Annotated in this window: 20 protein-coding genes; 8 read left to right on the forward strand and 12 right to left on the reverse strand. The window is 67.2% G+C overall.

Annotated features, from left to right (window positions below; all coding sequences use genetic code 11):
- The first annotated feature begins 50 nt into the window (after positions 1–50).
- The 3 genes from P1K30_RS20970 to P1K30_RS20980 are packed head-to-tail and all read left to right on the forward strand — an operon-like array spanning position 51 to position 2950.
- Positions 51–518, forward strand: a complete 468-nt coding sequence (locus tag P1K30_RS20970; RefSeq protein WP_275634741.1) for a tripartite tricarboxylate transporter TctB family protein — start codon at positions 51–53, stop codon at positions 516–518.
- Positions 518–2047 (forward strand): tripartite tricarboxylate transporter permease, encoded by a 1530-nt coding sequence (locus P1K30_RS20975; protein ID WP_275634742.1) that lies wholly within the window; start codon positions 518–520, stop codon positions 2045–2047. The genes P1K30_RS20970 and P1K30_RS20975 overlap by 1 nt, the downstream gene beginning before the upstream one ends.
- A gap of 3 nt (positions 2048–2050) precedes the next feature.
- On the forward strand, positions 2051–2950 hold the full coding sequence (locus tag P1K30_RS20980; protein WP_275634743.1) for an isocitrate lyase/PEP mutase family protein: 900 nt from the start codon (positions 2051–2053) through the stop codon (positions 2948–2950).
- Between the two features lie 18 nt (positions 2951–2968).
- Here the strand turns inward: P1K30_RS20980 and P1K30_RS20985 are convergent, their stop codons facing one another.
- Both P1K30_RS20985 and P1K30_RS20990 read right to left on the reverse strand, forming a co-directional pair.
- Positions 2969–5482, reverse strand: a complete 2514-nt coding sequence (locus P1K30_RS20985) for a cation:proton antiporter (RefSeq protein ID WP_275634744.1) — start codon at positions 5480–5482, stop codon at positions 2969–2971.
- Between the two features lie 142 nt (positions 5483–5624).
- Positions 5625–6899 (reverse strand): Hint domain-containing protein, encoded by a 1275-nt coding sequence (locus tag P1K30_RS20990; RefSeq protein ID WP_275634745.1) that lies wholly within the window; start codon positions 6897–6899, stop codon positions 5625–5627.
- A gap of 251 nt (positions 6900–7150) precedes the next feature.
- On the opposite strand from P1K30_RS20990, the gene P1K30_RS20995 reads away from it, so the two are divergent.
- Both P1K30_RS20995 and P1K30_RS21000 read left to right on the forward strand, forming a co-directional pair.
- Positions 7151–8719 carry a GMC family oxidoreductase gene (locus P1K30_RS20995; protein WP_275634746.1) on the forward strand — a complete coding sequence of 523 codons (1569 nt, stop codon included), beginning with the start codon at positions 7151–7153 and terminating at the stop codon, positions 8717–8719.
- A 25-nt stretch (positions 8720–8744) separates the two neighbouring features.
- A complete protein-coding gene (locus tag P1K30_RS21000; protein ID WP_275634747.1) occupies positions 8745–9203 on the forward strand; it encodes a RidA family protein in 459 nt (152 codons plus the stop codon).
- 42 nt (positions 9204–9245) lie between these two features.
- Here P1K30_RS21000 and P1K30_RS21005 read toward each other — a convergent pair whose 3' ends face one another.
- The 5 genes from P1K30_RS21005 to P1K30_RS21025 form a co-directional block, all read right to left on the reverse strand.
- Positions 9246–10766 carry an aldehyde dehydrogenase family protein gene (locus P1K30_RS21005; protein ID WP_275634748.1) on the reverse strand — a complete coding sequence of 507 codons (1521 nt, stop codon included), beginning with the start codon at positions 10764–10766 and terminating at the stop codon, positions 9246–9248.
- Between the two features lie 44 nt (positions 10767–10810).
- Positions 10811–11782, reverse strand: a complete 972-nt coding sequence (locus P1K30_RS21010; protein WP_275634749.1) for an ABC transporter permease — start codon at positions 11780–11782, stop codon at positions 10811–10813.
- A 12-nt stretch (positions 11783–11794) separates the two neighbouring features.
- Positions 11795–14308 carry an ATP-binding cassette domain-containing protein gene (locus P1K30_RS21015; protein ID WP_275634750.1) on the reverse strand — a complete coding sequence of 838 codons (2514 nt, stop codon included), beginning with the start codon at positions 14306–14308 and terminating at the stop codon, positions 11795–11797.
- A 163-nt stretch (positions 14309–14471) separates the two neighbouring features.
- On the reverse strand, positions 14472–15500 hold the full coding sequence (locus P1K30_RS21020) for a sugar ABC transporter substrate-binding protein (protein WP_275634751.1): 1029 nt from the start codon (positions 15498–15500) through the stop codon (positions 14472–14474).
- A 106-nt stretch (positions 15501–15606) separates the two neighbouring features.
- Complete coding sequence (locus tag P1K30_RS21025) at positions 15607–16548, reverse strand: threonine ammonia-lyase (protein ID WP_275634752.1); 942 nt, start codon at positions 16546–16548, stop codon at positions 15607–15609.
- A 262-nt stretch (positions 16549–16810) separates the two neighbouring features.
- On the opposite strand from P1K30_RS21025, the gene P1K30_RS21030 reads away from it, so the two are divergent.
- A complete protein-coding gene (locus P1K30_RS21030; protein ID WP_275634753.1) occupies positions 16811–17614 on the forward strand; it encodes an IclR family transcriptional regulator in 804 nt (267 codons plus the stop codon).
- Positions 17615–17656: 42 nt separating this feature from the next.
- On the forward strand, positions 17657–18859 hold the full coding sequence (locus P1K30_RS21035; protein ID WP_275634754.1) for a M20 family metallopeptidase: 1203 nt from the start codon (positions 17657–17659) through the stop codon (positions 18857–18859).
- A 10-nt stretch (positions 18860–18869) separates the two neighbouring features.
- On the opposite strand, the gene P1K30_RS21040 is transcribed toward P1K30_RS21035, so the two are convergent.
- Both P1K30_RS21040 and P1K30_RS21045 read right to left on the reverse strand, forming a co-directional pair.
- Positions 18870–20096, reverse strand: a complete 1227-nt coding sequence (locus P1K30_RS21040; RefSeq protein WP_275634755.1) for a pyridoxal-phosphate dependent enzyme — start codon at positions 20094–20096, stop codon at positions 18870–18872.
- 141 nt (positions 20097–20237) lie between these two features.
- Positions 20238–20975, reverse strand: a complete 738-nt coding sequence (locus P1K30_RS21045; protein ID WP_275634756.1) for an MBL fold metallo-hydrolase — start codon at positions 20973–20975, stop codon at positions 20238–20240.
- Between the two features lie 62 nt (positions 20976–21037).
- Between P1K30_RS21045 and P1K30_RS21050 the strand changes: the two genes are divergently transcribed.
- On the forward strand, positions 21038–21817 hold the full coding sequence (locus P1K30_RS21050; RefSeq protein ID WP_275634757.1) for an SDR family NAD(P)-dependent oxidoreductase: 780 nt from the start codon (positions 21038–21040) through the stop codon (positions 21815–21817).
- 68 nt (positions 21818–21885) lie between these two features.
- Here P1K30_RS21050 and P1K30_RS21055 read toward each other — a convergent pair whose 3' ends face one another.
- The 3 genes from P1K30_RS21055 to P1K30_RS21065 are packed head-to-tail and all read right to left on the reverse strand — an operon-like array spanning position 21886 to position 24946.
- Positions 21886–22713, reverse strand: a complete 828-nt coding sequence (locus P1K30_RS21055) for a carbohydrate ABC transporter permease (protein ID WP_275634758.1) — start codon at positions 22711–22713, stop codon at positions 21886–21888.
- On the reverse strand, positions 22713–23654 hold the full coding sequence (locus P1K30_RS21060) for a carbohydrate ABC transporter permease (RefSeq protein WP_275634759.1): 942 nt from the start codon (positions 23652–23654) through the stop codon (positions 22713–22715). Before P1K30_RS21060 ends, P1K30_RS21055 begins: the two co-directional genes overlap by 1 nt.
- Positions 23651–24946, reverse strand: coding sequence for an ABC transporter substrate-binding protein (locus P1K30_RS21065; protein WP_275634760.1), 1296 nt, complete (start codon positions 24944–24946; stop codon positions 23651–23653). Before P1K30_RS21065 ends, P1K30_RS21060 begins: the two co-directional genes overlap by 4 nt.
- Positions 24947–25107: the final 161 nt, after the last annotated feature.

Genomic DNA, 25107 nt, shown 5'->3' on the forward strand with positions numbered 1-25107 from the left:
GGCAGGTGTTGCCCGCGCCACCCCCGCCGCTCGTCTGACGGAGGCAGGCCATGCGCATACACGACAGCCTGATCGGCGCCCTTTTCGTCCTGTTCGGCGGCTGGGTCCTTTTCACAGCCCTCGGGTTTCCGGACATGCCCGGCCAGTCGATTGGCCCCGGCACCTTCCCCAGCATCCTTGGCGTGGTCTTCCTGCTTGGCGGCGCGGCCCTGATCGTCACCGGCCGGATGCGCGGTGAGCGGACGCTGGCCGACCCCAACGCGGGCTGGCGCAAACCCCACCGCCTGATGGCCGCCGGACTGGCGACCGTCGGCGTGCTGGCCCTTGCGCTGGGTTTCGAAACCGTGGGCTTCCCGCTGGGCGCTTCGATCCTGATGTACGCCCTGTTCTTCCTCGAAGGCTATCGCCGCCCGCAGTGGCTGGCGCTGTGCGTCGTCTTCGCCGTCGGACTGCATGTCCTGATGACCCGGTTCCTGCTGGTGCCGCTGCCCGCAGGTCTGCTGGAAGGAATTCTCTGATGATCATCGACCACCTCGGAAACGCCATCGGGCTGGTGATGACGTGGAACATGGCGCTGGTCATGCTGTCCTGCGCGCTGTTCGGCCTGTTCGTCGGCGCGGTGCCCGGCCTGTCGGCCACGATGGCGACGGCGATGCTGGTGCCGCTGACGTTCTTCATGGACCCGGTGCCCGCGATCTCGGCCATCGTGACGACCGCCGCGATGGCGATCTTCGCGTCCGACATCCCCGCCGCGCTGGTCCGCATCCCCGGCACAGCCGCATCGGCGGCCTATGTCGGAGACCTGACCGCCCTGACCGCGAAGGGGCGCGTCGGACGCGCGCTTGGCATCTCGGTCACCGCGTCGGCCATCGGCGGCGTGTTCGGGTCGCTGGTGCTGATGTTCGCCGCGCCGCAACTGGCGCTGGTGTCGCTGAACTTCACCTCGTTCGAATACTTCTGGCTGGCGCTGCTGGGCCTGTCGGCGGCGGTCATGCTGGGCAACGCGTCGATCCTGAAAAGCCTGATGGCGCTGGCCATCGGGCTGATGATCGCCTCGGTCGGGATGGACACCACCAGCGGCACGCCGCGGTTCACCTTCGGGGCCGCGTCGTTGCTGGACGGCGTGGCCTTCGTCCCCGCCCTGATCGGCATGTTCGCCGTGCCCGAACTGATCCGCACCTTCGTCCACCGCGACGAGACGCCCCCCGTCGCCCCCATCGGCAACCCGTTCCGCATGTTTCAGGGACTGGGCCGCGTGCTGTGGACGTCGAAGCTGAACCTTCTGCGGTCCTCGACCATCGGCACCGCCATCGGCATTCTGCCCGGCGCCGGATCGGACATCGGGTCGTGGATTTCCTACGCCGTGTCCAAGCGGTTCTCGCGCAAGCCGGAAGCCTACGGCAAGGGCAGCGAAGAGGCCGTGCTGGGCGCTTGTGCCGCCAACAACTCGGCCCTGTCCGGCGCCTACGTGCCCGCGATGGTGTTCGGCATTCCCGGCGACAGCATCACCGCCATCGTGATCGGCGTGCTGTACGTGAAGGGGCTGAACCCCGGCCCGATGGTGTTCATGACCAATGCCGACACCGTGGCCGCGATCTTCCTTGTGTTCCTGCTGGCGAACCTGCTGATCGTGCCGCTGGGCCTGTTGGCCATCGCGCTGGCCAGTCAGGTGCTGCGGGTGCCCAAACTGGCGCTGGCGCCGCTGATCCTTGGGTTCTGCATCGTGGGGTCCTATTCCATCGACGCCTCGGCCTCGGGCATCATCATCATGATCGTGCTGGGCGTGTTGGCCTACCTGATGGAGGAAAACGGCTTTCCGGTCGCGCCGACGATCCTTGGGATCGTCATGGGGCTGCTGGTAGAACGCAACCTTGTGTCCAACATGATCAAGTCCGACGGGGCCTTCCTGCCCTTCGTGGAACGTCCCATCGCCGCCGGGCTGGCGCTGACCTGCCTGCTGGTGTGGACGGTGCCCGCCATCGGATGGCTGCGGAAGCGCAGGCGCGGCACGGCGACCGCCCCGACCGCGACAGAACAGGAGACCTAAGCCATGACCGACCGTCCTTTGCTGATGAACGCCGCCGCGCGGCTGCGGGCCCGCCTTGAGACCGGCGGCATCGTTGCCGCGCCCGGGGCGCAGGACGCGCTGACCGCGCGGCTGGTCGCCGCCGCCGGGTTCGAGGCGGTGTACATGACCGGCCTCGGCGCCACCGCGTCGCGGCTTGGACAACCCGACCTCGGGCTGATGACACAGGCCGAGATGGCCGACTGCGCCCGGTCGATGGTCCGCGCCACCGCGCTTCCGGTGATCGCCGACGCCGATGCGGGCTATGGCGGCCCGCTGAACATGGCCCGCACCGTCGACGAATACATTCAGGCCGGCGTCGCGGCGTTGCATATCGAAGACCAGCAGAACCCGAAGCAATGCGGCGTGCTGGCCGGTGCGCAACTGGTGGACACCGCCGAGGCCTGTGCCCGCCTGTCAGCGGCGGTCGAGGCCCGAAACCGCAGCGGGTCCGACATCGTGCTGATCGGGCGCACCGACGCGCTGAAGGGCGAAGGGCTGGACGCCGCGCTAGACCGGGTGCGCGCCTATCGCGACACCGGCGTCGATTTCATGTTCGTGGACGGGGTCACCACCCGCGCCCAGATCGAAGGCATCGCCCGCGGGCTGGACGGGCCGAAGATCATCTCGATCGTCGATGGCACCGACGCCGCAGGCGTGTCGCTGAAGGAACTGGACGAGATGGGCTATTCGGTCGCGCTGTACGCCGTCACCACCCTGTTCGCCGCGATGAACGCCATGAAAACAGCCCTCGACGCACTTCAAAGCACCGGTCACCCTGCCCCGGCAAGCTATGACTACGCCGCCTACGCCGACGTCGTGTCGCTGGCCGAGTTTCAGGACTTCGCCCACCGGTTCGAACCCGGCGGCACCGTCAAAGGCTGACACGCGAAGGCCCCTACATCAGGAACCGTCGACCTCTGTCGGCAGCAGCCCGGCGGCTTGGATGCCGCGTTTCTCGGCGCTGGTCAGGACCGCCTCGCGCAGGGCGCGGCTGCGTTCCAGCAAGCGCCAGAACCGTTCCTCGTCCAGCACCAGCAGCGTGGTCGGCGCAATGGCCCGGACGTCGGCGCGGCGGGCCCTGTTGGTCAGGATCGCCATCTGGCCGAACATCTCGCCCCGGCCCAGCCGCCAGCTTTGCCCGGCGCTTTCCAACTCGACCGCGCCCGACGCGATGAAGAACACGCTTTTGGCCGCGCTTTCCTTGCGCAGCACGGCCTCGCCCGCATCGACATGGCGCGTGGTGATGGACCGGCCCAGACGCTTCATGTCGCCCTCGGCAAGGTCCGCGAACAGCGGAAACTGCCGCACGAAGGACGCCCGCTGCACCGCCACATCCAGCCGCGGGCGGACTTCGGCGGCGGTCCGGCGCGTCGCCAGTTCCTGCATCAGGGCGGTATAGACCTCGGCCCCAATCAGCCCGTCCTCGCGCATCGCCACGTATTCGCGTTCCTCCATCCGCAGCGCGGTGCGGCGGATGAAACGGCGTTCAAGTTCCTCGGCATAGCCGGGATACTGCAATCGCATCCCCTCAAGCGCGGTTTCCACCGCCTCGATCCGCCGCGACAACAATTCGTGCAGCAGTTCCGCGACCCGGCGGCCGTGGATGCGCCGGATACGGCCGTCGATGAAGCTGCCAAGGTCGCGCAGGATCAGCCGCTGCGACAGCAACAGCTCGAACCTGTCGGCGGTCATGCGGGCCAGCGGCGCCGAGATCCCCAGCCGCCCGTGCAACAGGACCGCGGCCCGGAACGCCTTGCCGTAGGCGACGCTGCGCCGGGCGGCCCGCTGATAGCCGCTGCGGCCCATCGTGCGGGCCCCTTCGATCAGGCGGTCGGCCTCTGACAGCACCAGTTCCGCCATCCGGGCAGAGATCGTCCGTTCGCGCACTCGCGCAAGGATGGTATCACGCTCGTGGCCCGCCAGTGCGATCAGCCCCAGCGCGATGCGGTCCCGGTCAAGAATGTCGGCGTTTTCCTCGGCCGTCTTCACCGCGACGTCCAGCCGCTCGCCGAACCGCTTGGCCTCGGACCGGACCGTGTCGCGGTTCAGGTCATAGTTCTCGGTCGACCGCGCCACATCCTCGCGCACCGTCTGCAACGCCACGGCCACGACCTGCCGCGACAGCGCCTCGTCGATCGGCGACAGCCGGTCCAGCCCCAGCTTGCCGATGACCCAGCGCAGGGTCGTGCCCTGCACCAGCAGCGTGAACAGCGTGAACCCGGTGGCTAGGATACCGACCAGCCGCTGGATGTCGTCCGGCACCCGCACGCTTTCGGTCACCGCCAGCGCCAGCGCCAGCGTCACCGCCCCGCGCAGCCCGCCCCACAGGATCGCCGCCCGGTACGGACGCTCGACCACCGGCGACAGCTTCACCGCCGACAAAAGCGGCATCAGCCCGAACAGGATTGCGCTGCGCGCCACTACGGCGGCCACCACGACGACGCCGACCAGAAGGAAATCGCCGACGCGCACCTCTTCCAGCAGGCGCGGGATCAAAAGCGCGGCGAGGATAAAGATCAACGCCCCGGCCCAGTGCGCCAGCACGCCCCACAGTTCACGCAGGTTCGCCCACGCCTGCGGCGGCAGACGGCCCGGCGCGGTCAGGTTAAGCGTCAGACCCGCCGCGACCACGGCGATCACCCCGGACGCGCCGATGCCCTGCTCGGCCACGATATAGGCAAGGTACGGCAGCGCCACCGAGATCGAGATCTGCGCCAGTTCGTGCCGCCCGAACATGGACATCACCCAGACCGCGATCCGCGCCGCCAGCCAGCCGGTCACCGCGCCGCCCGCCACCAGCATCGGGAACCGGGCCAGCGCGTCGCCCAGCTCGGGGTCCGGGATGCCCAGCATGACGAACCCCATGAACAGCCCGAACAGCGCGATGGCCGCGGCGTCGTTCAGCAGGCTTTCACCCTCGATGATCCGCGCCAGCCGTCGCGGGGCCGAGATCGAGCGGAAGATCGAGACGACGGCGGATGGGTCCGTGGTGGACACGATCGACCCGATCAGCAGACAGGCCGCAATCGGCAGCGCGCTAGCCCACGACAGCGCGACGCCGACGGTGATCGTCGCGACGACGACGGCCACCACTGCCAGCACGATGATCGGCACCCAGTCGTCCAGCATCCGCCGCAGGTTCATCCCCAGCGTCGCCTGAAACAGCAACGTCGGCAGGAACACGTAAAGGAACACGTTGGACCGGATCGGCAGCCCAAGGATCGCCTCTGCCACCGGGTTCAGCGCGTCCGTCAGTTCGGTGCGCAGGAAAAAGGTCGCCCCGGCCCCGATCAGGATGCCCAGCACCGCAAGGATCACACTGTACGGCAGCCTGACACGCGCGGCGAACGGCTCTGCGATGCCGATGACCACGAACAGCGACGCGATGACAGTGGTGACAAGGATGATGTCCATGACGCGGGAATAGCAGAAGTTTTCCCGGATGCACCTTCGTTATGGCGCCGCCGCGTGACAAGGCCGTGTTCCGGGCGGAGAAATGGCCGCACAGTGCGCGCGCGACGCAAATCGTGGCGGCATCCCGCGCGGGTTGGCGGGGTCAGGCAGAGGCGATTGGCCGGACCGGACGCATGGCCCTCCGGTCCCCGAGCCCGATCCGCATCGCGCTATAGCGGGTCAGCAGTAGGGTCTCGACCCACAGTCCATTCGCACGGATCATCTCGTGCCGGTCCAGCAGGATGTTGTAGTAATTGGCGATGCGGCAGTGCTGCCGCTGCTGAAGACCAAAGCGGTCGACCAACCGGCGCGCCGGCACCAATCGCTTCGGCGCGGTTTGCGGAAGCGCGATCCGGTGCTGCGGCGACAAAAGAAGTTCCCGGGTTGGCAGGTTCGTCCCGAACCGACCGGGCGGGATGCGCAGGGGCTTCATCTTGTGGGCGCCACTCGGGAACCGGTAGGTGTGCGAGACCAGACGCCGCACGGGTTGCGGGCCGCGATCATGGGTCAGAACCAGTTGGCCCGGCGCGAGGCTTTCGATCCTCCGCTCCCCGCCAAGGGTTGCAATCCGCGTCCCTTTCACAAGACAGACCGGGCCGGTATTGAAGACGAACTGCGCCGGCGCGGCCGAGCCCACGGGATACCACTTGATCTGCGTGACGGAACCGTCCGGGAAGGTGATCAAGGTCCCAAAATTTCCATCGTCGGCCAGATAGGGCTGCAACTCTGCAAAGGTGTTGATGCCGGGGTAATTTACCGAAATCAGGTCGCCGTCGCCCGGGGTGAAATCATCGATGATCACCGTGCCACTTCCGGCGTTCGCGACAAAGACGTCCGCGCCCGCACCGCCAAGAACTGTGTCGGTCCCTGCGCCACCGACGATCGTGTCGGCCCCGCCCTGACCGTAGATCAGGTCGTTGCCGTCATCGCCAAACAGCAGGTCGTCGCCGTCATCGCCATAGATGTCGTCGTCGCCCGTGCCGCCGTGAACCGTGTCCGCGCCGATACCGGCGTAGACGGTGTCGTTGTCGGCACCACCATCGAGGACGTCGTTTCCAGCGTTGCCGTATAGGGTGTCGCTGCCGGTGCCACCCGAAAGCGTGTCGCCCCCGGCCCCGCCCAGTACGCTGTCAAGCCCGTCGTCCCCGAATAACAGGTTGCCGTCGTCGCCACCCTCAATCGTGTCGTTCCCGCCGCCGCCGGTGACGGTGTTCAGCCCGCTCCCCGCAACGATCGAGTCGTTGCCGAGCCCCCCGTCGATGCTGTCATTGCCTGACTGGCTGGTGATCGTATCGTCGCCAGCCCCGCCCGAGATGCTGTCGTCGCCCGAGGTCCCGTCCAGACTGTCGTCGCCGCTTCCGCCTGAAACCGTTGCCATGTTTTCCCGTCGAATCGTGCAGGACAAGGCCCCGGCAGTTAGACGGCCGGAAACCTCAGCGTTTCATGTCCAAGGACAAGCACACAGGTTAGGAAACTCCGCCTAAGATCCGGTAAAAAGACGGCGGTGCGTCCATTTTCGCGGCAAGCACGCGCAAGTGCCGCGCGAGACGTGTTTCATATACAAACTTCGATTTACATACGGGGCGAAGCGCCCCAAAGTGCGAAGCACCACATTCGGAGCTAAGTGAAATGTACGACTTCCTTATCGTCGGCGCCGGGGCAGCGGGGGCGGCGATGGCCGCTCGTCTGACGGATGGCACCGACAAGACCGTCCTGCTGCTGGAAAGCGGGCCCGACTATCTCAGCGCGGACCAGCCGGACGAGATGGCCAGCCCCAACCCGTTCAACCTGCTGCTGCCGCGCCGCTTTCAGGAACAGTACATGTATCCCGACCTGATGGCCCGGCGCACCGCGCGGCAAGAGCATCGGATCTACTGGCGCGGCAAGGGCGTCGGCGGCTCGACCGCGGTGAACGGCCAGATCGCGATCCGCGGCCTGCTGCACGCTTTCGACCGCTGGGAAAGCGACGCGGGCTGCACCGGATGGGGCCGCGAAGGCGTGCTGCCGTTCTTCAACCTGCTTGAAGACGACCCCCTCGAGGCCGCCTATCACGGACAGGGCGGCCCGATCCCGATCTTCCGGATGCCGCAGGACAACTGGGGCGCCGTCGACCGCGCCCTGCGCGATGCCGCGCTAGAGGCCGGGCATCCGTGGAACGACGATCTGAACGCGCCCGACACCGAGGGCGTATCGTGCTATCCGATCAACAACCGTGACGCGCGGCGGGTGTCGACCAACGACTCGTATCTCGAAACCGCGCGGCGGCGGAACAACTTCTCGATCCGCTGCGGCGTGACGGTGGACCGCGTGCTGCTGGACGGCCGTCGCGCCACCGGCGTGCGCGCCATCGTCAACGGCGAGCCGGAAGAGTTCCACGCCGAAACCGTCATCCTGTCCGCCGGGTCGATCCACACGCCGCCGATCCTGCAACGCAGCGGCATCGGTCGCCCCGAAACGCTGAAGACGCACGGCATCGCGCCCGTCGCCGACCTGCCGGTGGGCGAGGATTTCTTCGACCACCCGTTCTGCCGCTTCGAGCTGAAGCTGAAGGACGAACACCGCGCCCGCGACGTGAACGCCCGCCACACCAACGCCTGCGTCCGGATGAGCACCGGCGTCGAGGGCGCGCAGGCCGATGACATTCTGTACGTCGCCATGAACCACGGCGGCGTGGGTGTCGAAAGTGACAGCGACAGCGCCCAGTTCGGCGCCGCGATGGTAAACAACATCCTGATGGACTGCGCCAGCCGTGGGTCCGTGACGCTGTCCTCGGCCGATCCGTTGATGCAGCCGGTCGTCGAAGAGAACATGCTGGACGACGAGACCGACCGCGCCCAGTTCCGCGCCGGGTATCGTCACCTTGGGTCGCTGGTGGCGCTGGACCCGATCCAGTCGATCTGCGACGACGTCACGCTGGGCGACAGCGACCTGCCCTTGGGCTGGCTCGACGACGCGTCCGAAGACGAGCTGGACGACTTCCTGCTGGAACAAAGCTCGGACGCGCAGCACGGCATCGGCGGCTGCCGGATGTCGGGCAATGGGTCCGGCGTGGTCGACCCGTTCTGCCGGGTCGAGGGGTTTCAGGGGCTGCGCGTGGTCGACGCCTCGATCATACCGCTTGACTGTCAGGCCAACACCAACCTGACTTCGATCATGATCGGCGAGAAGATGGCCCGCGCCATTCTCGACGGCCACTGACGACACGACACGAAGGACAATCGCAATGGACGCCTACGAACGGCTGAAGGCGGCGGGGATCGAGCTTCCCCCCGCGCCGAACCCCGCCGGGACCTATATCCCCGGCAAGATCATCGACAGCTTCATGTACCTGTCCGGTCAGGGCCCGCGTAAGCCCGACGGCACGTTTCACGAAGGCAAGGTCGGCGGCGAAGTCACGCTTGAGGAGGCCAACCGCCACGCGCGCGAGGTCGGCATTCAATTGCTGGGCGTCGCACACATGCTGGCGGGCGACCTGAACAAGCTGGAAGCCGTGAAGGTGCTGGGCATGGTCAACGCCGTGCCAGAGTTCCGCGACCACCCGAAGGTGATCAACGGCTGTTCCGACCTGTTCATCGAGATCCTCGGCGAGCGCGGCAAGCACGCGCGGTCCGCCGTCGGCATGGGATCATTGCCGAACTACATGACCGTCGAAGTCGAGGTCATTTTCAAGATCCACTCGTAACGCATTGCCCCGGCGCGGTTTTCCACGCCGGGGTTTTCCGGTTCAGACCGCGATGTCGACGACCATCGTCTTCAGGTCGCACATCTCCATCAGGGTGTGCCGACCGCCGGCCCGGCCCAGCCCGCTTTGCGTGCCCGACGCGCCGCCGGCGGGCACGTGCGGCTCCCAATAGCTGCTCATCTCGTTGATGTTGACGATCCCCGCCTGCAGCTTCTCGGTGAACCGATAGGCCGCTGCCAGCGACCGCGTGAACACCGCCGCCGACAGGCCATAGGGGCTGGAGGCAGCAAGGCGGAACGCCTCGGCCTCGTCCGCGAAGGTCAGCACTGGCACCACGGGGCCGAAGCTTTCCTCGCGGTTCAGCAGGCTGTCCGCGTCCAGCCCGGTCACGACGGTCGGTTCGAAATACAGGTTGGTGGGCAGCCCCTTGGCCGGACCGCCCCCCGCCAGCACCTTGGCGCCGCGCGCGCGGGCGTCATCCATGTGCGACTGCATCTTGTCCAGAGCGGCGGCGTTGTTCAGCGGACCCATCGTCGTGCCCGCATCGAGCGGGTGACCAAGGCGCACGTCGCCTGCCGCCTGAACCAGAAGCGCGACGAAGCGGTCGTGCAGGCTTTCATGGACCAACACCCGTTCGGTCGCCGTGCAGATCTGCCCCGCGTTCCCGAAGGCCCCGGCGGCGACGCGCTTTGCCGCCAGTTCGACGTCGGCGTCTTCCAGCACGATGGTCGGGCCGTTGCCGCCCAGTTCCAGCAACAACGGCTTGCCCGCCCCGCGCCGGGCGATGGTCATGCCGGTGGCGGTCGAGCCGGTGAAGCCGATGGCGTGAACGCCCGGATGCACCACCGTGGCGTCGCCCACCTCTGCCCCGTCGCCGGTCACGAGGTTCAGCGCGCCAGCGGGCAGCCCCGCCTCGACCAGCACGCGAACCAGTTCATAGGCCACGAGGGAGGTCGAGGGCGCCGGAACCCAGACCACCGCGTTGCCGGTCGCCAGCGCCGGGCCGAGGTAATACAGGCACGGCAGCGCCAGCGGGAAGTTCCACGGGGTGATGATCCCGAACACGCCTTTCGGCTGCAGGAAACTGTGCGCCCGCTTCGTCGGATCGGCCAGCGGGATCACCCCGGTTTCCATCCACTTGATCTGCTCGGCCGCGTTGCGGAACCCCAGCGCGGCGGCGCCCAGTTCACCCTTCGCCTCGGCCAGCGGCTTGCCCTGTTCAAGGCTCAGAAGCGGAGCGATCTCGTCGGCGGCGGCGTCGATGGCGGCGGCCATGTCCATGCACAGGGCCGCGCGGGCGAAGGGGCCCATCTCGACCAGTTCGGCGCGCGCGGCCTCTGCGGCGGCCACCGCGCGGTCCACGTCGTCGGCGGTGCCCAGCGGGACGTGGCCCAGCGGTTCGCCGGTGGCAGGGCTGTCGATGCGCAGGAAGCGCCCCGCGCCGTCCTGCCACTGGCCGCCGATCAGGTGACGCGCGGCAATGCCATCGCCGGTGGGTGCGGCGTCGATCGCGATGCCGCGCAGGTGCGGGCCGTCCGCCCGCGTCGAGAACTGGACCGTCACGGGTCTCTCCTTCGTCGTATGTCTTTCGGGGGTCCGGCGGCGCGTTACGCCGCCCGTGCCAGCCGTGTCTTGGCCAGCGTCATGCCGCTGTCGGCCAGCAGCGCGACCATGATGATGGCGCCCTTGTACAGCTCTAGACTGGACGGGTCGGTGCCAAAGATCCGCAGCGCCGTGGTCAGCAGGCTGACGATCAGCGCGCCGACGATGGTGCCCCAGACCGTGCCGCGCCCGCCGAAGATCGACGTGCCGCCCAGAACCGCCGCCGCGATGGCGTCCAGAAGCAGCGTGGTGCCGCCAAGGTTCGGCGTCACGATCGGCACACGGGCCACCATGACCAGCGCGCACAGGAACACGAACACGCCCGACGCGGTGTAGACCAGCACCGTGTGCCGCGCGATGGGGATGCCCGCCAGTTCAGACGCGGCGGCGTCGGACCCCAGCGCGTAGGTGCGCAGCCCGAACCGCGTGCGCCGCAGCAGGAATGCCGCCCCCACCACGATCAGCGCGGTCAGGAAGATGATGTTCGGCAGGCCCAGCGTGCGGGTGACGCCGATGAATTGCAGGACCGGCTCGCGCAGGATCAGCACCCCGGACGAGGCGACGGCCAGTGTCGCGCCCTGCAAAGCCACCATCGCCGCGAGCGTGGTCACGAAAGGCGGGATCTTGAGATAGGCGATCACCGCGCCGTTCAGCGCGCCAATCGCCGTCATCGCCACCAGCCCGGCCAGCAGCGCCAGCCCCAGCGGCACGCCCGCCGCCTTGAGCGAGGCCATCAGCACGGCGCAGAACGCCACGCCGACGCCGGTCGACAGGTCGATCCCGGCGGTGATCAGCACGATCATCGCCCCCAGCGCCAGCACCGCGATGGGCGTCGCCTGACTGACGATGTTGATCAGGCTTTGCCCCGAGATCACGCGGGGGTCCAGGATTGCGAACACCACCAGCAGAACGGCCAGCAGGATCAGCGGCGACAGGTCCAGCAGGCGGCGGACCAGATGTGCGCGGTCATGGGTCATGTCGGTCGCTCCTTACTCGGCCGCGTGGCGGGTGGTCTTGGCATCGCCAAGCGCCAGCCGCATCACGTCTTCTTCCGTGGCGCCGCGCGGCAGTTCGCCGACGGCATGGCCTTCGCACATCACCACGATCCGGTCCGCGACACCCAACACCTCGGGCAGTTCGCTGGACACCATGATGATCGCCGCGCCGTCCTTCTTGAGGTCGGCGAACAGGCGGTGCAGTTCCGATTTCGCGCCGACGTCGACGCCGCGCGTCGGTTCGTCCAGCAGGATCACGCGCGGTTTGGTGGCCAGCCACTTGCCGATCACGACCTTCTGCTGATTGCCGCCCGACAGCTCGCCCGTGCGCTTTTCCGGCTGTGCCGGACGCACGCCCAGCGACTGGATCAGGTCGCGCGCAAGACGGCCGATGGCGCGCCACGACAGGATGCCGCCGGTCGTGTTCCCGCGCAGCCACGCGAGCGAAAGGTTGTCGCGCACCGTCATGGTGCCGACGAAGCCTTCAAGGTGCCGGTCTTCGGGGATGTAGACGACGCCGTTGCGGTTCGCCTCTTTGATGTCGCCGCCCGACTGGGGTTTGCCGAACACCTCGATCGACCCGGCTTCAAGCGAGGACAGCCCCGCGATCAGGCGCAGAACCTCGCTGCGGCCGGAACTCATCAACCCCGCCAGCGCAAGGACTTCGCCCTGCCGAACATGCAGGCTGGCCTCTTTCAGCAGTTTGCCATCCGAAATGCCGTCGACCTTGACCGCGACCTCTCCCGCAGGTGCCTGAAGCCACGGGAAGATCTCGCCCACATCGCGGCCGACCATCATCGACACGATCTCGGACTCGGTCGTCTCGGAAGTCTCACGCGTGCCGATGTAGCGGCCATCGCGCATGACGACGACGCGGTCGCACTGGCTGAAGATCTCTTCCATCTTGTGGCTGATATAGAGGATGCCAGCGCCCCGCGCCTTCAGCTTGGCGATCACCTCGTACAGGCGGTCGCGTTCGCGGTTCGACAGGGCCGAGGTCGGTTCGTCCATCACGAACAGCCACGCGTCGGACAGGACGGCGCGGGCGATCTCGACCATCTGCTGGCGCCCGACGGTCAGGCTTTGCAGCTCGGCGGTGACGTCGATGTCCAGTTCCAGCTCGGCCATGATGCGTTCCGCCTCGGCCTTCATGCGGCGGCGGTCCAGCATCCCTGCCCCGGTGCGCGGCTCGCGCCCCAGAAACAGGTTTTCCAGCACGGTCAGGTCGGGCGCGAGGCTGAAATGCTGGTGGATCACGGCGATGCCCTTGGCGTCGTTCGCGCCCTGAAAGCGCACCGGTTGGCCATCCAGCACGATCTCGCCCTCGTCCGGGCGGTAGATGCCGCTGATGCATTTCACCAGCGTGGACTTGCCCGCCCCGTTCTCGCCCGCCAGCGCCACGACCTCGCCCGCGCGGATCGCGAAGCTGACGCCGTCCAGCGCCTTCACGCCGGGAAACTCCTTGCCCAGCCCCCGCAATTCAAGGCTGTGCCCCTCGACATGGCCGTGGGCGGCGTCCTCCGACGCCTCGGCCGCCGGGCCGATCTTGCGGCGGCGTTTCTTCAGCAGCGCGGTCACGGTTTCCGGCTGGCTGAGCAGCACCGCGATCAGCACGAGGAAGGCGGTGACGAAATAGATGATGGTCTGCGGCACCTGCAGGAACGACAGGCCGGTGTTGATGACGCCCAGTAGCAGCGCCCCGATGGCGGTGCCCCAGATCGAGCCCTCGCCCCCCGACAGCTTGGTGCCGCCGATGATCGCGGCGGTGATGGCGGTGAATTCCAGCCCGGTGCCGGCCAGCGGCTGCGCAGAGCCAAGCCGACCGATGGTCAGAACCGCACCGACGCCCGCCGTCAGGCCAAGGATGACATAGGCCGACACGCGGACCTTCTGCACCGGCACCATCGACGCCCGCGCCGCCGAGGCCGAGCCGCCGGTCGCGTAGATCCAGCGCCCGTAGGTGGTGCGCGTCAGCACGAACCACCACGCCACCAGCGCGATGCCCGCGATTACCACCGACACCGGGATCACGCCCAATGTCTCACGCCCCGCGAAGACCAGCACCGGGTCGTTGATCGGAATCGACGACGCGCCCGACAGGTTCAGCGAAAAGCCCCGCGCGAAGGCCATCGTCGCCAGCGTCGCGATGAAGGGCGAGATGCCCGAGAACCCGATCAGCAGGCCATTCAGCAGCCCCATCGCGGCCCCCGCGCCTAGCGCGGCCATAATCGTCAGGGCGGCAGACCCGGTGGCCTGAAACACCAGCCCGCCGCAGATGCCCGCGAAAGCCAGGGTCGAGCCGACCGAGATGTCGATGCCCTTGGTCAGGATCACCGTGGTCATCGCGAAGGCGATCAGCGCCGTGACCGCGCTTTGCTGCAGGATCGACACGATGTTGCCGGTCGACAGGAACCGCGCGTCGACCGCGCCGAACACGGCGACGGCAGCGATCAGCACGACGATCAGGATCGGTTCGTTGCGGCGAAAAAGCGAAGAGAGGTCGGGCATGGGCTGTGCCTGTCTTGCGTCCGAATCGCGCGGCGGCACGCGAACGGACGGGAAAACTGTGAGCGGGGCGCGCCGAGGGGAGAGGTTCGCGCACCCCGCCGTTAGGCCGGCAAGCGGTCTGCCGCCCCGAAGACCGGGACGGCACCCTTACCGGCGAACGGGCTTATTCGCCCGCTGTCATCGCCTCGGTCGGCAGGTCCGGGCCCAGCTGTTCCGAGTAGGCCATCGCGGCTTCCTGCGCGGCGTCCGGCGTCAGGTAGTCGATGTCCAGACCGGCCTCGGCCAGCATCGCGGCGCTTTCGTCCGACGCGATGAAGTAGGTCGGCATGAACAGGTCCAGCGGCATCTCTTCGCCCTTGGCAAGGCGGGCGGCCACGGCGATGTTCCAGTAGCCCACGCGGTAGGCGCCGGTCAGCACGTCGATGACCATCTTGCCGCTTTCCAGCAGGTCGACCATCTCGGCGTCGCCGTCATGACCACCGTACAGCAGGTCCGCGCCCATCGCGGTCGCGACGGATTCCGCGCCAAGGCACATCGAGTCCGAGATGCAGGCGATGCCGCCCAGATCCGGGTTCGCGGTCAGCCACGTCTGCGCGGCGTTGGCGGCGGTGGCGGCGTCCCAGTTGGTGGGCTCGATACCGACCAGTTCGATGCCGGGGAATTCTTCGGCCAGCGTCTCGGTGAAGCCCGCCTCGCGGGTGTCGGACACGAAGTTGCCGCGCGCGCCGACCAGCAGGGCGATCTTGCCCTCGCCGCCCATCGCGGTGGCCAGCGCCCGTGCGACCATCGACATGTTTTCATAGTCCGGGTACAGCGTGCCGTAGTTCTCGCCCGCTTCCACCTTGTTGCCCATCGTAATGACGGGGATGCCGGCCTCGGTCGCCTGCTGGATCACCGGGATCACGGCGTTCTTGTCCAGCGGGTCGATCAGGATCGCGTCGACGCCTTGGTTGATGAAGTTCTCGATGATGCCGACCTGATTTTCCAGGCTGCCTTCGGCGGACTGCCACGTCGCGTTCACACCGTATTCCTCGGCGGCGACGTCACCGGCTTCGCGCATCCGCACGAAGAACGAGTTCTGCAGGTCGATGGCGGCCAGACCGAGGGTCGGCATGTCATCTTGGGCGAACGCCGGAAGCGCGGTCGACAGCGACAGCAGGGCGGCAGCGGCAAGGGGGAGTGTCTTGGACATCTGGGTAGCTCCTTGATGGTAAAAGAAAACGTGCAGTTCTCTGCATCTTGTTGTGGCGCGCCGTCCCGCGCGGGACGGCGAAAGGGTCATGCGGGTGGTTGGGCGGTCACGCCCCCATCCCATCCGTGCCGGCGCCGCAGACCAGCCCGGCCACCACGGCCTCGGGCGGAAGCGTCACGGCGCCGGTCATCAGCGCGGCCAGCGACGCGGCGGCGCTAAGGTCGGCGGCAAGGCCGAACTCGAACCACAGAAGTTCCGCCGCGGTCTGCATCGCGTCGTCCTCGATCAGGACCACGTCGTCGACGAGGTCGCGGACGGTGGCATAGATATCCTCGTGGGTGCGGCCGCAGGCCATCGTGGCGACGCGCGTCGTCACCTCGGGCAGCCGGACGACATGCCCCGCATCAAGGCTGCTGTGCAACGTCGGAGACCCGACAGGTTCCACCCCGATGATGCGCGCATTGGGCTTCAGTTCGCGCAGAACGGTCGACATGCCCGCGATCAGCCCACCGCCGCCGATGGCGACGATATAGGTGTCGGCGTCGGGGATCTGTTCCGCCATTTCCAGCGCCACGGTGCCCTGCCCTGCAACGATCACCGGGTCCGCGAACGGGTGAACGTAGAAGGCGCCGATCCGCTCGGCATGGGTCGTCGCGGCGGCGTGCGCCTCGTCCCAGAACCGGCCGGTCTGGACCACCTCGGCCCCAAGACGGCGCAGTTTCTCGGCCTTGATGGGGCTGGCGGTCTCGGGAAGGAAAATCGTCGCCGGCAGCCCGGCATCGCGCGCCACATAGGCGGTGGCCAGCCCGTGGTTGCCCCCGGACGCCGCCACCAGACCGCCGGGCGCTGCGCCTTCGGGCAGCGTCATCGCCCGGTGCGTCGCGCCACGGATCTTGAAGCTGCCGCTGACCTGCAGGCATTCGAGCTTCAGGTGCACGGGGTTCGACAGGTCCGCGCCCCGGCAATGATCCAGCCGCAGCACCGGGGTCTGCCGAAGGCGAGGCGTGATCAGGTCTCGCGCCGCGACGATGTCACTGAAACTGGGCATGGGGCGGTGACGTCTCCTGTCGTAGGGCTTGCCTTGGGGCTCGGGCCGGCAGGGCGCGCCCGACGGCGGGCCCGAGTGCCGTGATTTTGGTCATCCGGGGCCCGTAAGCGGCACGGGCGCCAGAATTGTCTTGTGGGGTCCAGAGTGTTGGTTTTATATTTGATGTCAAGTTCGAATATGAAACCATCGACCGAAGCCCGTGCAGTTGCTAGAAATTTCAGCGACAACTCAGCGACACCCACGGGCAGGAGGACCACAGGCGATGACAGAACGAACAAAACCCGAGAGGACGGCGAGCTATTCCGCGCCGGCTCTGATCAAGGGGCTCGATATTCTCGAGCTGCTGGCGGAGCGTCGGCAGGACCTGACGATGAAGGAAATCGCCGAAGGTCTTGGGCGCACCAAGAACGAACTGTTCCGGATGATCGTCGCCCTTCAGGAACGCGGCTACATCCAGCGCAACCCGGACACCGACGCCTTCAGCCTTGGCGAGCGCCTGTTCAAGCTGGGCCTGCACGCGCCCAGTTCGCAGGACCTTCTGACCGCCGCGATGCCCGAGCTTGAATTCATCGCCGCCGAATGCGGGCAGTCGCCGCACCTTGTAGTTTTGGCGTCGGGGCGCACCGTCGTCACCGCCGCCGTGCCGGGGGGCGAGGATATGTCGTTCACGCTGCATCTTGGCTATGGCCGGGTCGCGACGGACGCCACCTCGGGGATCGCGATCCTTGCGTTCCAGTCGGACGCGATGCTTCAGCGCGGGCTTGCGGAAGCCGACGCGCACCTGACCGAACCGATGGACCGCGCGGTGCTGGCGGACCGGCTGAAAACCGTGCGCGAACAGGGTTACTGGATGCGCGACAGTAGCGATTTCATCGGTATTACAGATATTTGCTGCCCGATCTTCGGGCCACAGGGGACCGCTGTCGCGTCGATCGTGATCCCCTTCGTGAACCGCCACAACCGGCCCGACGGACGCCCGCACACCCTTGAGGTGATGCAAAAGGCCTGCGGTCGGATCTCGGAAAAACTGTCCAACAGAATCAACAGGACCGGGATCGCGGACTGACTGAACGCCCCGCGCCCGTCCCCCAAGGAGACCGAACGACCATTGCCACACGATAAGCAGCCGCGCCCCGCGCCCACGGTATCCCGCGACGAAGCGGTCTCTGTTCTTTCCGAGATGGTGCGCATTCCCAGCATCAACCCGAACTTCCTGCGCGACGGCCAGCCAGAGGACTGGCACGGCGAGGCCGCGCAGGCGCAGTACATCCTTGACTGGTGCACCGCCCTTGGCCTGAAGGCCCGGCTGGACGAGGTGCTGCCGGGACGCCCCAACGTGGTGGTGGAACTGATCACCGACCCCGATGCGCCGTCGTTCCTGTGGGAAGGCCACACCGACACGGTTCAGGTCGAAGGCATGGCCGCCCCGTTCGAGCCCCGGCTGGACGGCAACCTGCTGTACGGGCGCGGATCGGTGGACGACAAGGGGTGCCTTGCGATGTTCATGCTGGCGCTGGCCGCGCTCAAGCGGGCGGGAACGCCCTGTAACGTGACCTTCGTCGCCGCCGTCGACGAGGAATCGACCTTCCTTGGCGTGCTGCACCACGTCAATTCGAACCCGCCCGCCGACATGGGCGTCGCGGGCGAGCCGACGAAGCTGGAAATGGTCACCGCCTGCAAGGGTGTGATCCGGTTCATCGTCGATGTGACAGGCCGGGGTGCCCACGCCTCGCAGCCGCACGAAGGTCTCGACGCGCTGGCGGCCTCTTCGCGGCTGATCCTGCACTTGCAGGACTACATCAAGGCCACCCCCCGCACGCATCCCACGCTGGGACCGCGCAGCCTGACCTGCACGATGATGCAGGGGGGCGAGGGGCAGAACACCGTTCCCGCCCATGCCCGCCTGACCTTCGACATGCGCACCCTGCCCGACCAGTCCGGCGAAGACGCGTGGGCCGAGATCAACGGCGTGGTGTCCACCTTCGCCGCCGACGCGCTGCCGGGGTTCGGGGTGACGATGCAGCCGCCGTTCATCGACTCGATCTCGCAGCAGGTGCCCCACGACGCCCGCATCGTGACCGAAATGGGCGCCGTACTGGCCGCGTGCGGCCTTCCCGACACGCCGCTGGCGGTGCCGTTCGGATCGGATGCGTCCAAGATGACCAAGGCCGGCACACCGACCATCGTGTTCGGCCCCGGCACAATCGATGTCGCGCATTCCGACAACGAGCATGTCGACGTGACCGAAGTCGTCCGCTCTGCCGAGATCTTGGTCGAACTCGTGCTGCGTGCCGGTGCGGGCCGAAGCTGACTGCCGGTGGTCAGCCTTTGAAGGCATCAAGCGCACGGGCGATGATCTCGTCGGTGGACAGGTCGGGACTGACCACGATGCTGTCCACCGCGCCCGCCGCCTGCGATGGCACGTCCTTGAGGATGTGCCCCGACAGGATCAGCACGGCGGGCTTCGGCAGCTTGTCCGCCAGCTTGCGATAGGCCGCCAGCGCCGCGATGGCCGCGGGTTCGGCCGCGATCCCTTCCAGCTTGCCAAGGTCCAGCATCGCGCTGCGGATCTCGTCATCGGTGACCGCGACGGCATGGCCGTCCGCGCCCCGGATCCGCGCAAGCGTTCGCGTGCCGTCGGCGGCATAGCCCCGCAATGGGTCGTTGATCGACCCCGGCATCCCGGTGACGGGATCGCCCCATTCCTCGACCGTGTCGGCGCCCGCATCGAAGGCCCGCGCGATCGGCGCGCAGCCTGCGCCCTGAACGCCGACCGGGACCGGCATCCGGTCGATGCGCCCCTGCGCCATCAGCACCTCGGCCCCGGCAACGATGCCGTCCAGCATCGGACCGGCGCCGATGGGGATCACGACCGATCCGACCTCGCCCAGTTCCGCCTGCAATTCCCACATGATGGTGGCGTGTGCGGCGGTCATGTAAGGGCTAAGATAGGTCGAGGTCAGGTTGACCCAGTCGGAATGCTCGGCGGCGATGGTTTCGGCCATCTTGAAGGCATCCGAGAACGTGCCGTCCACCTCGACCACGATGGCGCCGTTGGCCTTGGAATGCACCAGCTTGCCCGGCGGCGTGCCTTTGGCGAGTGCGACGATACACGGCAGCCCCGCCCGCGCGGCATAGCCCGAGACCGAGGCCGCGTTGTTCCCGGTCGAGGCGCAGACGACCCCCTTCGCCCCAAGCGCGACCGCCGCCGACACGGCCACCGCCGCGCCGCGATCCTTGAACGAACCGCTGGCGTTCATCCACTCGGCCTTCACGTAGACGCCGCCCTCGGGGAACATCCGGTCCAGCGGCAAAAGCGGCGTGCGCCCCTCGCCAAGGCTGACGCGCACGTCTCCCACCGGCAACGCGGACGCGTAGTCATAGAAAGACGCGCGGCCCTGCGGCAGCACCGGCCCGTCAACCTCGGCCGCGAGCGTGCCGCCGCAGGCGTGGCACGCGGCGCCAAGGTCGGGCGCGCGGGTGGTGCCGCACAGGACGCACCGCAACTGGGTTCGGGAAAGTCCGCCGGTGGGGGTGGCTGGCGTCATGGCTGGTGGCTCCGTCGTTTTTCCGCCATCGAAGCCGGTCCTGCCGTCGCGGGGGCATTGACCGTCCGCGCGTGGGGCGGCAGGGTTAGTTAATCGTTTGACCTTAAAGAAACAGCAAATCCTGCCGCCTGTCCAGATGCCTCAGAACGGCGCGGGAACGCCCGTCATCGCCACCCAGTCCAAGGCCCGCCGCGCGTGGCGCCGCCCGCCTTTCAAAGAGAACGTCCCGTGCCCCGGATAGAATTCGTCCCAGTCCAGATCGGCCAGCTTGCGGATCGACGCGATGCTGTCGGCGACCGAGCAATCGGCGATTTCTTGCAGCACCACGCGCCCGCCCGCGAACAGCGCATCCCCCGCGATCAGCGCCGGGGCGCCCTGCCCCGTCACAAGGAACGCGCAGTGGTCCGCGCTGTGGCCGGGCGTCTCGATCAGCGTCACCGTGTAGGGGCCGACCTCCATCGGATCGTCAGGCTGCATCACCCCGTCCACGTCGGGCGGGGTCCATTGGTAATCCGCCGGATAGTACCCGCCCCGCGCCCGGTCGAGGCTGATCGCCCGCTCGTCGCGCTGCGCAAGGATCTCTGCCGTCGCGGCGCCCGAAAGGATCCGCAGCCCAGGCACCCGCGCCTTCAACGCCGCCGCCCCGCCCGAGTGGTCGGCATGGGCGTGGGTCAGGAACAGCGTCTCCAGCCCGTCCGGGTCCAGCCCGCCCGCCTGCATCGCGTCCAGCATGCCTTCGACGTCCAACCCGGCGCCGCTGTCGAACATGTGGTGCCGCTGGCCGTCGGTCAGAACGTGCACGTTGCAGTCAAGCCGGTCGGTCAGGTCCATCCCGTTGCCGCCGCTGGCCACCAGATGAAATCGCTCGGTCAGCTTCATTCTCGCACTCCCATCGGCGCCCGCCGCGCCGGACAAACAGGTTTCAAGGAAAGGGTCCACCCATGACTACACGGATGAACGAGCTTCTGTCGCTCCCCGGCAAGGTCGCCATTGTCACCGGCGGCGCCGCCGGACAGGGCCGCGTGGCGGCTGAACTGTTCGCCCAGCAAGGCGCGACCGTGGTGATCGCCGATATCGACGCCAAGGCCGGCGCAGAGGTCGCAGACCAGATCGGCGGCACCTTCGTCGCCACCGACATGGCCGACGAGGCGCAGATCGCCGCGATGGTCGCCCACACGGTCGAAACCCACGGCGGCATCGACATCCTGTTCAACAACGCGGGCGTCGGTTTCTCTGCCTCGCCCCGGTTCAAGATGGCGCCGATCACCGACACCCCGCTGCAGGCGTGGGACGCGATCCTCGACATCAACCTGCGCGGCCCCGCAATGGCCTGCAAGCACGCGATCCCGCACATGGTGGAACGCGGCGGCGGGGCGATCATCAACAACGCCTCGATCAATGCGATTGCCGGGGTGAACGGGGCCGACGCCTATACCGCCGCGAAAGGCGGGATCGTGTCGCTGACGCGGGTGCTGGCGCTGGACTGGGGCGCGAAGGGCATCCGCACCAACTGCATCTGCCCCGGCCCGGTGGCGACGGCGATGATCAACGACCTGCTGGACGACCCGGACTTCAACAGCGCGATGACCACCTCGATCCCCATGGAACGCGTCGGCACCGCGGAAGAGATCGCGTCGGTCGCGGTGTTCCTTGCGACGCCGGCAGCGGCCTATATCAACGGTGCGATCCTGCCCGTCGACGGCGGCTGGTCCGCCAAATGAACGAAGGCGGGGCCGATCGTCTGGCCCCGCCCCCGCTCCGTGAGTGTTTCCGTTGCAGGTCACCCGCCCTACTTGGACGATCCCGCCGTCACCCCGGCGATGAAGTATCGCCCAGCGAAGGCGAACAGGATCACCACAGGCAGCGCCGTCATCACCGCAGCCGCAGACAGCAGGCCCCAGTCGATGGAATAGGAGGACACCAGCCCCTCCAGCCCCACCGGCAGGGTCTGCAACGAGTCGTCGATGATGAAGACCGAGGCGAACAGAAACTCGGTCCACGAATAGACGAAGGTGTACGTCCCCGTGACCACGATCCCCGGAAGCGTCAGCGGCACGATGATCCGGCGCAGGATCTGCATGTCGGTGGCCCCGTCGATGGCCGCCGCTTCCTCGATGCCGTCTGGGATCGAGGTGAAGAACCCGCGCATCAGCCACACGCTGAACGGCGCCGCGAAGGTGACGTTCATGATGATCAGGCTGGCCCATGTGTTCAGCGCACCCGACAAGGCGAACAGCTTGAACAGCGGCGCCAGCAGCAGGATGCCGGGAAACACGTAGACCACCAGCAACAGCAGATAGACCGTCTGCCGCCCGCGATACTTCGTCCGGTACACGCTGTAGGCCGCCAACAGCGCCAGCGGGATCGAGATCAGCGTGCTGGCCAGCGCCACGATCAGGCTGTTGCGCAGCACCAGCAGGAAATTCGCCTCGCGCGGGAGACGCGCGTAGTTGTCCAGCGTCACGGCCTCCAGCCGGAACAGCTCTCCGGGGCGGATCAGCACCCCGTTGGGCTGGAACGAGCTAAGCAGCATCCAGATGAATGGCAGGCCGATGATGGCCAACATCAGGACGATCAGCGCGCCGCGCAGAAGGCCGGGAAGACGAAGCGACGGCATCACACGACCTCCTGTTCCGAGGCGCCCGAGGGCACGAAGCGGATGTAGCAAAAGGCGAACAACAGCAGGAACAGCGCCAGCGTCACCGACATGGCCGACGCCTCGCCCAGGCGGAACTGCTGGAACGCGCGTTCGTAGATCGCCACGGGCATCGTCTTGGTGGCACCGATGGGCCCGCCCTTGGTTGTCAGCCAGATGATGTCGAACACGTTGATCGACCACAGCGTGCCCAGAAGCCCCACCACGTACAGCACCGGCTGGATGAACGGCAGCGTCACACGCTTGAAGATCTGCAGGCTGGTCGCGCCCTCGACCTTGGCGGCCTCGTAGTATTCGGGCGCGATGCGGGTCAGCGCGGCAAGGATCAGCAGCGTCATGAAGGGGAACCAGCGCCACGCGTTGATCAGCGTCACGGTCAGAAAGGCAAAGTCGGGATCGCCAAGGAAATCAATGGGGCGGTCGATTAGGCCAAGGCCGGTCAGTACGTGGTTCACCACGCCGAAGTCGGCGTTCAGCATCCAGCGCCACAGGAAGGTGACGATGATCGTGGGCACCACCCAGCTGATCATGATCCACGTGCGGGCGATGTGCTGGCCGCGGAACCCGCGCGACAGCAAAAGCGCGGCGGCGGCGGCGATCACGGTCTGCAGCACGGCCCCGCCGATGGCCCACAGCAGGCTGCGCAGGAACGGTCCGGTCATCGTGCCGTCCGAGAACACGGTGATGTAATTCGCCAGCCCGACGAAGCGCGGCACGCCGCCCATCGTGTTGGCGTTGGTCAGGCTGATCCAGATGCAATAGCCCAACGGCAGCGCAATGGTCAGCGCCAGCCAGATCAGGATCGGCGCCGCGAACAGCCGCCCAAGCCCGGCCCGGACCGATACGGTTGCCGCCCCCGAGGGGGCGGCGTCCTTCACATCGTCAACGGTCGCGCCGGTCATTCCGCGATGGCGCTTTCCATCTGCGCCTGGCCCCACGCCACGGCGTCGGCGGCGGTCTCGTCCCCGATGATCGCGCGCTGCACGACCTGCGCAAGGATGTTCTGCGCCGCGATCGGGCCGATGGCATCCTGCACCTCGCCGATGTTGAAGCCCGGCAGCATCCCATAGGCGGATTGCTCGGTCATCAGGTCAAGGCAGGACTGGTACGGCGCCAGCGCCTCGGCGTTTTTCCACGCGTCGGTCGCGCCGTCCTCGGTCAGCGGCAGGAACAGGCCCGGCTCGGCCAGCAGGAACTCGGCATAGTTCTCGGGCTCCAGCACGAAGGACAGGAACGCCTCGGCCCCGGCGCGGCGCTCGGGATCGTCGGTCATGATCATCGCCGCGTTCGAATAGTAGATCGAGGCGCGTTCCCCGCCGTCCGCCACCGGAACCGGGGCGCAGCCCAGCATCTCGGACGGCTGGCCCGAGGCGGTTTCGAAGGTCGACAGGTACTGCCCCTTCTCGATCGCCATCGCCACCGCGCCCGCGTTCAGCGCGTCCTGCGGTTCGGCCCAAGTCCACGACCCGATGCCCGACGGCGACAGGTCGGCCAGTTGCTTGTAGAACTCCAGCGTCGCGACGGTCTGCGGGTTGTCGAAGATCACGTTGCCGTCCGCGTCGAACAGCTCGGCATCGTTGTTGGTGGCCATGAAGCTGTAGAACACCTGATCGGTCGCAAGGCTTTGCGAGGCCGGGATGCCGATGCCATAGACGCCCTCGCCCGTCAGGGTTTCGGCCGCCGACAGCAGGTCTTCCCATGTCGCGGGGGGCGTTTCGGGGTCAAGGCCCGCAGCCTCGAACATGTCCTTGCGATACCACAGCACCTGCACCATGCCGTAAACCGGAACCGCCCAGACCTCGCCGTCGTCGGTATAGGGCAGTGCCGCCTGATCGATGAAGCCATGCGCTTCGTCCAGCTCGGCGACGAACTCGGTCACCGGCTGCACCGCGCCGGTGTCACGCACGGTCACGGTGAAATCGGGAATGGTGAACTGGATGTCGGGCTGAATGCCGGCATCCACCGCAGGCGGCAGCACCTGATAGATGTTGCCCCAGCCCTGCACCTGCTGGACCACTTCGTATTCGTCCTGGCTGGCGTTGAACGCGTCGATGACGACCTGAAACTGGTCGATCCGGGGCTGCACCTGCTCTTGGTGCCACATGGTGATCTGGGTCTGCGCCATCGCGCCGGATGCGGCGGTGGTGGCAAGCAGAACGGCGCAAAGACGCGCGGCTCTTTTCGAGCTGGTCATGGGGAAGAACTCCTCTGCCGGGATATGCATTTTCGTTGGCAAGCGGACGGTCCGGCCGGTGGTCTGGCCGCCCCCGCTGCATGACTCGGATCGTAGGAAGCACGATTTCAAAACGCAAGTTTAATCGTTTGACTAACTGAAAACGCGCGGGTTACGGTATT

The sequence above is a fragment of the Psychromarinibacter halotolerans genome (assembly GCF_029168315.1).
GTDB classification, from domain to species: Bacteria; Pseudomonadota; Alphaproteobacteria; order Rhodobacterales; family Rhodobacteraceae; genus Psychromarinibacter; species Psychromarinibacter halotolerans.